7 protein-coding genes are annotated in these 11,854 nt (G+C 37.6%); 5 read left to right on the top strand and 2 right to left on the bottom strand.

All coding sequences use genetic code 11. The features are described from left to right. Positions 1–57: 57 nt before the first annotated feature. Positions 58–2,796, bottom strand: a complete 2,739-nt coding sequence (locus tag BUA71_RS04815) for a M16 family metallopeptidase (protein WP_072877288.1) — start codon at positions 2,794–2,796, stop codon at positions 58–60. Between the two features lie 240 nt (positions 2,797–3,036). Further along, positions 3,037–3,615 (bottom strand): RNA polymerase sigma factor, encoded by a 579-nt coding sequence (locus BUA71_RS04810; protein WP_072877286.1) that lies wholly within the window; start codon positions 3,613–3,615, stop codon positions 3,037–3,039. A gap of 90 nt (positions 3,616–3,705) precedes the next feature. Between BUA71_RS04810 and BUA71_RS04805 the strand changes: the two genes are divergently transcribed. The 5 genes from BUA71_RS04805 (at position 3,706) to BUA71_RS04785 (ending at position 11,851) form a co-directional block, all read left to right on the top strand. Then, on the top strand, positions 3,706–4,821 hold the full coding sequence (locus BUA71_RS04805; RefSeq protein WP_083572038.1) for a FecR family protein: 1,116 nt from the start codon (positions 3,706–3,708) through the stop codon (positions 4,819–4,821). Between the two features lie 93 nt (positions 4,822–4,914). Continuing rightward, positions 4,915–8,409 carry a TonB-dependent receptor gene (locus tag BUA71_RS04800; RefSeq protein ID WP_072877284.1) on the top strand — a complete coding sequence of 1,165 codons (3,495 nt, stop codon included), beginning with the start codon at positions 4,915–4,917 and terminating at the stop codon, positions 8,407–8,409. 11 nt (positions 8,410–8,420) lie between these two features. Then, positions 8,421–9,830, top strand: coding sequence for a RagB/SusD family nutrient uptake outer membrane protein (locus BUA71_RS04795; protein ID WP_072877282.1), 1,410 nt, complete (start codon positions 8,421–8,423; stop codon positions 9,828–9,830). Between the two features lie 103 nt (positions 9,831–9,933). Beyond that, entirely contained in the window at positions 9,934–10,968 is a 1,035-nt protein-coding gene (locus BUA71_RS04790; RefSeq protein ID WP_072877280.1) for a TlpA family protein disulfide reductase, read from the top strand. 349 nt (positions 10,969–11,317) lie between these two features. Next, on the top strand, positions 11,318–11,851 hold the full coding sequence (locus BUA71_RS04785) for a lipid-binding SYLF domain-containing protein (RefSeq protein WP_072877278.1): 534 nt from the start codon (positions 11,318–11,320) through the stop codon (positions 11,849–11,851). The last annotated feature ends 3 nt before the right edge of the window (positions 11,852–11,854 follow it).

Genomic DNA, 11,854 nt, shown 5'->3' with positions numbered 1-11,854 from the left:
TAACATTGAATTTGACAGTTGAAGGTTTAACATCACTACTGTTTACAAAAATTCATATTACTCTTTAAGAGAGCCAGCCTTGATAATAATAAACTGCCCCGGCTTAATATACTTTTTTATCGCAGTGTTCACTTCCTTTAGATTCAAATTATCTATTTCTTCAGGATATTTTGCGATATAAGAAGGATCTTTTCCCTCTTGCAAATATTGTAAAATTGTACGTGCCATGCCACCTGTTGTGGAAAGAGATACCTTAAAAGAGCCAATAATATTGGTTTTTTTATTTTTTAGCTCTTCTTTTGTAATTCCTTCTTCTATCCATTTATTAATTTCCCTAAAGCTGGAGGTTTCTCCTTTTTCAATTAAATCTGGGTTAAAAGAAGCATTAACCCTCCAGTATCCATCGGTAAAAGTGTTGCCAGACTGGTTGGCATAGATACCGTAAGTAAGCCCTTCTTTATCCCGAACTTCCTGCATTAATCTACCGGCAAATCCGCCACCCAGGGCGTAAGTACCCACTTTCATTGCCAAATAATCGGCATCATTTTTTGTGAGGCCTGTATATTGAGCGATAGTTAAATCGGCACTTGGTTTTTCTGGCACCTGAATGGTTTTGGTCACCTCTTTTTTAGATTTAACTGCTTTAGAATCAAAACTTAACTTACTTGCTTCTTTTTTTGCATCTGGAAAGTTTTGCTTTAGTGACTCTGTAATTTTAGCCTCTTCAACATCCCCTACAATTACCGTATGCATAGGCACGTTCATATAGTGCGACTTGTGAAAAGTTTTTACATCTTCCAGGCTAATACTTTTTACATCTTTTATTTGTTCTTCCAGACTTTTGGAGTAGTTGGGATGGCCCTTAGGATATAGGGTTTGCGACAATTCAATTTGGCCCAGAGTTGCAGGATCATCCAATCGGTTTTTTAAGTTTCCTACATATTGCTTTTTGATAAGCTCCAGTTCCTCTTTTTTAAATGCAGGCTCAAATAGTGCTTCGGCTAATAATTTAATTACCGCATCGCTATTTTCATTTAGCGTTTTAAAATAGAATCCTGTTTTAAAATCTCCCGCGTAGAAACTAATGTTGGTTCCCATTTTTTCCAGCGCTTCAGAAAACTCATATTTATCTTTATTAGACGTTCCTTTAGAAAGCATTGCCGCAGTTATAGAAGCAAGATTGCTTTTTTCGGCAGCGTATTCCCCGGCATTAAAACTTCCGTTTACGGTAATAAAATCATTTACCGCAGTTTTTACCGTAACAAGGTCTATGCTGCCCACATTTTGTCTTTTGTAATCAAAAGAATTTTTCTTCGGAAGGACATCAAAGTTCTGTTTTGTGGTTTTAAGCCCGGTTTTGGCTGCTTCAGGATTTCTGTAAAATTGCTTATCATTCAAGTTCTTCTGAAATGATTCAGCTGATTCTTTCGGCTTTGCATTACCACCCTGGTTATTCTTCGGAATAAAAAATCCGCTGGTGCTTTGGTCAACATCCAGGTATTTTTTGGCCACACGTTGCACGTCTTCGGTAGTGACGGCTTTTAGTTTGTCAACCCTGGTAATATAATCTGTCCAGTCGCCAACGGCAATCGCTTCATTTAATGCTCCTGCAATGGCAAAGGAACCGTCCCGGCTCATTTTATTCTGTGCCACAGTAGCATCTACCACCCGCTCTAAATCGCTTTTTGTTACTCCGTGTGTTTTAACAGAATCTACTAGAGCCAGTAATTCCTTTTTGGCTTCTTCGTGCTCAAAATTTGGTGATAAGCCTAAGCCAAGGGTCATTAAATTGTGATCTTTAAAATTACTAAGCTGGCTATAAGCATATAAAGCTTTGCCGGTGTCTGTAAAGGTTTTATTCAAAATTGAAGAGGCACCATTACTAAGAATCATATTTAAAACTCCCAAAGCCGGGTGATCCTCGTGCATTCTTCCGGGAGCCTTAAAAGCGGTAATTACAACGCCGGTTTGTCCGGGTTTTTTCACCGTGATTTGACGGGGACCGGTTTGTTCGGTCTCCTCGGTATAAGGCTGCGGAAATCCATGCGGCGCCTTAGCTACTTTCCCAAAATGTTTATCGATTAATTTAAAAGCTTCATCTTTTTCAAAGTCTCCAATGATAGAAAGTGTGGCGTTATTTGGCCAGTAATAGGTATCGTAAAATTCCCTGAGTTTTTCATTGGGCGCATTTTCAATATCAGATTTCCAACCAATCGTAGAGTGATGGTAGGAATGAGCCATAAAAGCGGTAGCCCATACCTCTTTAGAGAGAATGCTGTTTGGATTATTTTCCCCTCGCTCAAATTCGTTTCTAACCACGGTCATTTCAGCTTCCTTATACTCGGGTAACAGCAAAGCATTTCGCATCCTGTCTGCTTCCACATCTAAGGCGAGGCCAAGATAATCACTGGGAATAGTTTCATAATAATTGGTCCTGTCGTTCCAGGTAGTCGCATTAAGATTGGCACCAATATTTTGCAAAACATTGGTCACGGTTGTGGTTTCGGGATTATATTTTGGGGTGCCTTTAAACATTAAATGCTCCAGCAGATGGGTAGAACCGGTATTACCGGGAACTTCGTGCTTAGAACCTACGTGATAAGTAACCTGTACTGTTACCACCGGCGCAGCTTGATCCTGAATTAGTAAAACCTGAAGATCATTAGGTTTATAAGTATATTCTTCTATTCCTTTTTTTGACTTTATATGTTCAAAATTATCTTCCTGTGCATAACTGGCCAGGAAACCAAAAAGAAAAACATAAGTAAAAATTCTGAATAAAAAACGCTGCTTCATAGTGTAAATTTTAGGATTAATTAGGTGTTTTTTCTCCGGAAGAAATAAATGTGATGTGGTTAATTTTGTATTTCTGATTCCAGATTACAGCCCTATGAGCATGAAAAACTGAAAAACCATTATAAAGCAAACGTTAATATAATGTTAATTTTTAAGAATGCTTTTTAATGATAATTTACAATCATCTTTAAAATTAGAATGAAATAATGCGTTTTTAGCGGGAGAAAAATTTTTTAAGTTCTATTCCTCATCCAAAAGCGGCAAGGTTTGAAGTACAATAATAAAAAAGCTGGGATCATCTTCAAACTCCTCCCTAATTTTTTGGTAGGCGATACGCATTTGAGATTCTACAGATTTTACTGAAAGCTCTAATTTTTCGGCAATTTCCCTATACTTATAACCTTGTTGTTTAAGTTTTAAAACCTGCTTGCACCTGATTGGTAAGTCTTCTATAACTTCTCGAAGTTTCTTGATTTTTCGCTCCTGCAACTCTTCATCTATTTCAATTTCTGCCCGTAGAGCCTCTTCCTTGAGCCGATGCGATAGTTTTTCCTGCTTTTTTTTTCTACGCTGCATTTGTAGAAAAGAATTATAGGCCGTTTTATATAAATAACTTTTCAAAGAAGTATCAATATCTAAACTTTCCCTTTTTTGCCAAATAGTAATAAATGCCGATTGCACAATTTCTTTGGCGGTGTCCCAATCCCTGGTGTAAGGTTTTATGAAAGCACAAAGGGGTTGGTAATATTTCTCAAACAGTCTTCCATAGGCCTGCCTGTTACCTTCCTTAAGGGCTTTTGAGAAATCTTTATCGGTCATTTTTATAGGGAAAAATTTAAGCCAAGATATGTATATTAAAAAAAATTAAAAAAAAGTTAAGGGTAAATAAAATTAAAATCATCATAGCCTATGGATATGGAAAAGATTATCATCAAATATTTGAACAACGAGGCTTCTGCATTAGAAATGGAGCAACTGGAAAAATGGTTGAAAGTTAAAGCCAATCAGGAAAAATATAAGTCTTTTATAAAGACTCAATATTTAATAGATCGTAATTATGTTCCAAAAGCTAAAGCCCCGGCTGTTATAGGGGAAACCGAAAAGAAAAGAAGAAGTAAAAGTTTTGCTTTTCTAAAATACGCCGCGGTGTTTGCTGCAGTGATCCTTGGTGGAATTTTCGCCTATTTTAATTTGGAAAATCAAAATAATTTTAATGAATCCAATCAAATCACTTTAGAATTGGAAGACGGCAGCCTGGAAGTGATGGATGGAGACGGAAGTAGTTTCTTCTCTGGCGAAGCGGTTATGTTGAAAGAAGAGCAGAATAAGTTGGTTTATAAGAAAAGCGCCAGAGTTTCGAAAAAAGAATTAAAATACAACACTTTAAGAGTGCCTTTTGGAAAAACTTATGAAGTAAGTCTTACCGATGGTTCTGAGGTTACTCTAAATGCCGGCACCGAATTAAAATATCCCGTGGCTTTTCTAGAAAAAGGAGACAGAAAAGTGTTTTTGGAAGGAGAAGCTTACTTTAAGGTAGCCCGCGATACCAGCAGGCCGTTTAAAGTGGTTTCCAATCAAATGCAGGTTGAGGTTTTAGGTACCGCCTTTAATATGACGGCTTATAAAGATGATGATAAAACCAGGACTTTATTGGTTTCCGGAAAGGTTTCAGCCACTTCAAAATCAAATGATAAATCTAAAGAAGAATCGGTGGTTTTAAGCCCTAATCAACTTGCAGAAATCACCAATACCGGCATGCAGGTTTCCGAAGTAAAACCAGCGAAATACCTGGCCTGGATAGATGGAAAAATCATCTTTGTAAATGATTCTTTCGAAGTAATTAAAAATAAGCTGGAAAGACAGTTTAATGTTAGTATAGAAAATAATTACAAAGCTCTAAACGAACTAAAAATTAGTGCGAGTTTTGAGACTAAAAGTATAGATGAGGTATTACAAACCTTTCAGAAATATAAAGATTTTAAGTATGAAAAAGAAGATAATAAAATTGTGATAACCAAACCGTAACGTGTGAAAAACCAAAAGAAGGGATGCGCCAACATCCCTTCCAAAATCGATTTAACCAACCTAGAAGTTAATTAATTAAATCTTATCAAAATTATGAAAAAACCATTTAATTTAAGGGGATTTGCAAATGTATTGCTAAAGCCCGATTTAAAGATGAAACTCACTTATTTTCTATTTATCTGTTGTTTTCTGCAAATTAAGGCAGGAGGTTATGCCCAGGATGTGAATGTAGATATTCACGTGCGTAATGCGAATATGCTAGAAGTGTTTAACGCTATAGAAAATCAGACAAATTTCAGGTTTTTTTATAATCAGGAAGAATTGGGACTTACCAAAAGGATTAGCTTAGATGTAGAGAAAGAGAAGTTGAGCAATGTGCTTAAATATCTTTTTAAGGGTACCGATAATAAATATGAAGTTTTTAAGAATCAAATTATTATATCTAAAGCTTTACCTGTAGTAAACGAAATTAAAGCGCAGGAGATTGTAGTAACCGGAAGGGTGACCGATAAAGATGGAAATCCGCTTTACGGTGTGGCAGTTATTGAGAAATCTACCAATATGGGAACCGCCACGAATGAAGAGGGGGAATACCGACTTAAAGTTCAGGATACCGACCAAACGTTAATCTTTTCATATTTGGGCTTTAAGAAAGAAGAAGTTGCCTTGGCCGGAAGGATTAAAGTTGATATCCAACTAATCGCAGAGTTAGGAGAATTGGACCAGGTTGTCCTCATTGGTTATGGAAAGCAAAAACGAAGCGCGGTTTCTGGGGCGGTATCATCAATTGGCTCTGGTGACATAGAAAATACTTCTACCGGTACTATTGGTTTTGACCGTGCGCTGGGTGGTTTGGCAAAAGGGGTACAGGTTTCTCAAAATACCGGACGTCCCGGGGCGCCAATTCGGTTAAATATTAGGGGATACACTTCTCCTTTATCCGGAAGTTTAAATCAGCCTTTATATGTTATAGACGGGGTTCCTTTTAATATAGATGCTTTGCCGGGTACTTTTAGCGGCGGCACCAGCAACCCATTGTTGGCCATTAGCCCAGATAATATTGAAAGCATAGATATCTTAAAAGATGCAGCGGCCACGGCCATTTATGGGTCCAGAGGAGCTAATGGTGTAGTAATTGTAAAGACAAAAAGCGGGGAGAATAATCAAAAACCAAGTATTAATTTTAGCTATAATACTACCATTGCACAACCCATTAATACTTTAGACCCGCTGAATTCAAAACAATATAAGAATTTTTACGACGGGCTTATTTCCAATAGTGTTCCTGCTGTAAACAGTGGAAGATTGCCGTTTTATACCGGTTTTGATCTTGCCAACTTAGCCGATGTCCCTTTTGACCCCGCCACCGGAGCATTTTCTTACAACGGACTTCTGGACGATCGATTTGGAGATGAGGATATTAACTTTAATGACGAGGTTTATCGAGATTTTGCAATTACCAATCAGGCAAATTTTGGAATTAGCGGTGGAAGTGAAAATACCAATTACACCTTTGGAATTTCTGGAAGTGACCAGGAAGGTTTGGTGATAAACGACGAGTTTAAATTGTATAATACCCGTGCAGCGGTGAATACAGATATTAGCGATAGGGTTACTGCAGGAGTTTCCTTAAACCTTGGTTATAACAAATCTGAATCTGGAGAAGGTGCTCAAGATGGACAATATAATGTGAATACCGCCAATATTTTGGCCCGGCCAGATTTCCCATTCCGTGATGATAATGGAGAATTAATTCCTTTACCAGATTATCAATTTGGTTTCCCAACTTTTGAGCCCAGCCCGGTAGCAAGGTTGCAACATAAGAACAAGTCTAAAAACTATAATTTTATAGGAAACGGATATTTAGAAGTAGAGGCATTAAAAAACCTAAATTTAAAAGCTGAAATAAATGCAGCCTTTTTTGATAGGAATAGTTCAATTTTCACACCGGGATCAACCCTAACTAATTTTGGAGCACCAAATAATTCTTATTTAACGACTTCAAAAAGTACTTCAACCAACCTTACTACAAACCTAACTGCTAATTATACTTTTGCCCTGGCAGATCATAATTTCGATCTTTTAGCAGGATATGCCTGGGATAGAACAGAAATCAATACAGAAAGTTATTTCTATCTTGGTTTCCCCGATGAGGATATTTTAATTAATCCCGGCTCTGCCGAAGAGGTCTTAGGTTATAATAATAGCGACTCAGAGAACGGGATCAATTCTTTTTTCTCCAGGTTAAGCTATGACTATAAAGACAGGTACACAGCGACCTTAAACTTTAGGACAGATGCTTCTTCAAAGTTTGGTCCCGGCAATAAAAGAGGTTATTTCCCATCCCTTTCTGCCGGTTGGAATATTGCCAACGAAGATTTCTTAAAAAATAATAAGTCTGTAAATAACCTGAAATTAAGAGCGAGTATCGGGAAAGTAGGTTCGGCAAACATTAGAAACTTTGCTTACCTGCAATTCTTTTCAACCACCTCTAGTGATCTTTATGGTGGCAGTACTGCTATTGTAGCTTCCAATACTTTACCAAATAGGGATGTAGGCTGGGAAACCACCAAAGAAATAAATGTTGGTTTAGACTGGAACCTTTTAGATTATCGCTTACGCGGAAGTATAGATGTGTATAAAAGAGATACCGAAGGTGCCCTGGCGCCAACACCAATTCCTTATGAGTTAGGGCCGTCTAACTATGTTTCTAACTTAATGGACGTGTCTAATGAAGGAATGGAAATTTCTTTGGGTGGCGATATTATACGTACGCAAGATTTTACCTGGAGTTTGGATGCCAACTGGGCTTACAACCGGAATGTATTGGAAAGCTTAAACGGTGCCAACATTAATCAATATAATTTAGATTATTACATAGAAGGAGAACCTGTAGGTACCATAAAAGGATATGAAGTAGCTAAAATTTTAGAAACGCAGGAAGAAGTAGATGAACTTAACGCCAATGCACCAACCGGTCAATATGATAGAGCTTCTCTGGGCGTAGGTGATTTTATGTTTAAAGACACCAACGGCGATGGCGAGATCACTACACGAGATAGGGTAAAGATTGGTTCTATTGAACCCGATTTCTTTGGTGGTTTTAATACTAAATTCAGCTTTAAGAACATTAGTCTTTCCTCATATTTCCAATATTCGGTAGGCGCAGAATCTGTGTGGAGTGCAATTACCAGCCAGCCGGCAAATTATTTAGGACCAAATAAACTAGAGGAATACGCATTAAACACCTGGACACCCGAAAATCCCGATGCCAGGTATGCCCGGACTATTTATACCGATCCTTCCAGAAATGCACGATTAAACGACCGGTATATGTATGATTCTTCATACTTAAGATTGAAATATCTTCAACTGGCCTACAATTTTGATGAAGATTTTCTGAAAGCGCTTAACATTAAAAATCTTTCAGTATTTATTTCCGGGTCTAATTTATTTACCGTTACCGATTGGCCGGGCGTAGATCCCGAGAGTTTTTCTGAAAGGGGAACCATTACCGATGGCGCTAACAACGAAGATCCTTACCCATTAGCCAAATCATATAGCCTGGGAGTTCAATTACAATTTTAAAAAATAGCAAGATGATATTTAATAGATATAAAAAACAATTTATGGTACTCCTACTCGCCGTAGGAAGCCTGGCAAGTTGCAGCATAGACGATGTAAAACCAATAAACCAACTTACAGATGAGAATGTAATTCGCGACGGGAAATCTGCACAACAGGTTTTAAATGGCGTTTATTCTGGCTGGAGGGAATTTAAACTGGGTTATTATCCAATTCTACTGGGAGCCGAAGGTAATGAGGGTGATTTTATTTCCCAGCTTTCCGGTAGTGGTGGATTTGGAGAAAACGAAATTCCCGTTCAAAACCCTAATTTAACCACGGTTTACAATGCGCATTATAAAATTATAAATCAGGCAAACTTCCTAATTCGCGAAGTTGAAGCTGGTAAAGCCGATAATATTTCCGAAGAAAAACAAAAAGAACTTATTGCCCAGGCAAAATTTAATCGCGCCTTTGCAAGTTTTAAGCTCTTGCGCAACTTTGGACAGTTTTACGATCTATCCTCGCCAATTGGGATTGTATTGCAAACTTCATTTTCCCAGGAAGTAGATGCACAGACCAGGAATAGCGTGCAGGAAACGTATAACCAGATATTTGAAGATTTAGAATATGCCATCAACTTCGGGCCTAAGAATGTGCCACATTATTATGGCGGTAGTCTGGCAGCAAAAGCGCTATTGGCAAAAGTAAAATTATATGCCGGCGACTTTGAAACAGCTTCAAACCTGGCGATGGAAGTGATAAATAATGAAGAAGGGTATAACCTTGAAGCAGATTATGCCAGTATTTTCGCAAATCAGATGAATTCTTCGGAAGTAATTTTTGCTCCTTTTGCAGGTTCAGGATCAGAAGGTGGCGTGGCTATGTACCAAATAAAGAAAACGAATCCCAGCGCACAATTAGACAGCCTCGCTAATAAGCAGGTTGAAGGCGCGGGCGACCTTACCGGAATGGGAACAGGCTATGACCCACGATTTTTATTTGCCTATTCTGAAGCTACCCAGGGAAATAACAGAAATGCTAAATATCCTAATGAAAGCTTTATAAACGGACAGGTAAATACTAATTATCACCTGCGTTTGGCAGAAATCTATTTGATTTTTGCAGAAGCCGAAGTTCGTAAAGGTGGTGACCTTGATGCTGCTGTAATGGCATTAAACACTATTCGCGAGCGTGCCGGAGTAATGCCAAAAGAAACCGGTACTGCCTCAGAAATATTGGAAGATGTAAGAGAAGAAAAACTGCTGGAACTGTTTTTTGAAAATGGAGAAGGTTGGTTTGACCTGATAAGATTTCACGAATATGGGGATATTAATGCTTTTGAGCTGAAAGCCTCATTAACCAATAAAGATCAATTTATAAAACCAATCCCGCTGCAAGTGCTAACTGCAAATAACCAGCTGGAACAAAACCCCGGATATTAAAAATTTAGATTTGAATTAGTTGCAGATTGAGGAGGGGATTCTATTCCTCTCTTTAATCAAAAAGTTCACAAAGAAATTTCAGAATAACATCAAAACACAAATTATGAGAAAAATATTAATGTTAGTCCTAGCAGCCACGGCTTTAATTAGCTGTAATGAAGACAAGAAGGAAGTCCAAAAGGATTATGCCGTGATCTCCGGAAGCATAAAAGAACCTATTGAAAACAGGAAAATAAGGTTATATGACTATGAAAATCAGAAGTCTGTAATTATAGAGGTAGATAAAGACGGTAATTTTCGCGACACCCTAAAATTAGAAAATCCAACGGTTTACAATGCCAGCTACCGTAGTATCTTTCCTTTATATCTTCGCAACGGTATGGATTTAAATTTAAAGTTTAAAGATTCTACGTCAAAACCCGAAGCAACGGGGGAGGGAAGTACTTCTTTTAAAGTGCTTCAGGAGAAAAATAAGTTAATGGCATCATTATTTGATGATTATAAAGCTTTTTTCAGTAGGCCAGAGGCAGAGTTTCGAAAGGATATGGACGAATACAATGAGGATTTTAAAAATCTTTTAGAATCGAATAAAGATGAATTGGATTCTGCTTTTGTAAACAGTCAGGAGAAAAGTCTGGAAGGGTTTAACAAACAAATGAATTCGGAATTTGAGCGTTATGAAGAAATAAACGCAAAACTCGCCGCGGGAACACCTTCTCCAGATTTTCAGGATTATATAAATTATGATGGTGGTACTTCCTCTTTAAGCGATATTACCGGGAACAAACACATTTACATAGATATGTGGGCTACCTGGTGTGGACCTTGTAAGTATGAAATTCCTTTCTTAAAAGAGCTGGAAGAAGAATATGAGGACAAAGACATCAAATTTGTGAGTATTTCTATAGACGCCAGAAAGGATGAGGATAAATGGCGACAAATGATTAAGGATAAAGAGCTAACGGGAACACAGCTTTTGGCCGATAAGGAATACCAGTCTCAATTTGTTCAGGATTATTACATACAGGGGATTCCAAGGTTTATTATTTTAGACCCACAGGGCAACATTGTAGATTATGATGCTCCAAGACCATCAGAACCAAGGTTAAAAGAAGTTTTAAACGGATTGGATATTTAAAATATCCAAAACTCGTAACAGTTTATTTGATTTTATAAGATTTTATCCCAAAGTTTTTAATACCCTACGTAGAAGCTCCTTTCCTTAGTAACATAAGGGAGGAGCTTTTTTTTAATGTGATGATTTGGTGATACGATAATTTGTTAATCTAAGAATCGGTAATTTGAGGATCTAAAATTAAATAAAAATTGAAAACCAACTTCCAAAAACGGTCAACTCTATTCAGGACTCTACACCAGTCAAACTGAGAACTGAGAATACTAAAAAGTTATTAAATAACAGAGGATTAACACTTTAACTATTTCAAAAACTATAGTTTTGAGTCAACTAAAACCAAAAACAATAAATTATGAAATCTATTAAAAGTATTTTTATCCTATTTAGTTTAACGCTCTTAGCCAGTTGCGGACCAACTAAAAACACAGAGAAAGAACTTTCTGCCGATGCGCAGCAAGCACAAACTGAAGTGATGAACAAACATCCTCAAATAGCTGAGAATTTCGCGAATTCTGCGGGATATGCAATTTTTCCAAATGTAGGAAAAGGTGCTTATGTAATTGGCGGTGCATCCGGAAACGGCGTGGTTTATAAAAACGGAAGTAAAGTTGGCTATGCAGACCTTAAACAACTTGATGTAGGCCTGCAAGCCGGTGGAAAAGCTTTTATTGAAATTATTTTCTTCCAAACCGAATCGGCTTTAGATGAATTTCAACAAGGTGGCTATGAATTAGCCGGGAATGCTTCAGCCGTTGTGCTGGAAGAAGGAGTTTCAAAAAGTGTTGATTTTCAAAACGGGGTTGGTGTAGTAACTATGCCAAAAGCCGGTGCAATGGCCGGAGTATCTGTAGGCGGACAACGCTTTGAATATCATTCTGCCCAATAATTT

It is taken from the genome of Salegentibacter echinorum (genome assembly GCF_900129445.1).
Lineage (GTDB): Bacteria > Bacteroidota > Bacteroidia > Flavobacteriales > Flavobacteriaceae > Salegentibacter > Salegentibacter echinorum.
Note: the sequence above shows the minus strand (reverse complement) of the source record. Positions and strands in the feature narration are given on the sequence as shown.

Bases quoted from the DNA above. Each gene is read 5' to 3' on its own strand.
- BUA71_RS04815 (WP_072877288.1), bottom strand. From the start codon at position 2,796: ATGAAGCAGCGTTTTTTATTCAGAATTTTTACTTATGTTTTTCTTTTT.
- BUA71_RS04810 (WP_072877286.1), bottom strand. From the start codon at position 3,615: ATGACCGATAAAGATTTCTCAAAAGCCCTTAAGGAAGGTAACAGGCAG.
- BUA71_RS04805 (WP_083572038.1), top strand. From the start codon at position 3,706: ATGGATATGGAAAAGATTATCATCAAATATTTGAACAACGAGGCTTCT.
- BUA71_RS04800 (WP_072877284.1), top strand. From the start codon at position 4,915: ATGAAAAAACCATTTAATTTAAGGGGATTTGCAAATGTATTGCTAAAG.
- BUA71_RS04795 (WP_072877282.1), top strand. From the start codon at position 8,421: ATGATATTTAATAGATATAAAAAACAATTTATGGTACTCCTACTCGCC.
- BUA71_RS04790 (WP_072877280.1), top strand. From the start codon at position 9,934: ATGAGAAAAATATTAATGTTAGTCCTAGCAGCCACGGCTTTAATTAGC.
- BUA71_RS04785 (WP_072877278.1), top strand. From the start codon at position 11,318: ATGAAATCTATTAAAAGTATTTTTATCCTATTTAGTTTAACGCTCTTA.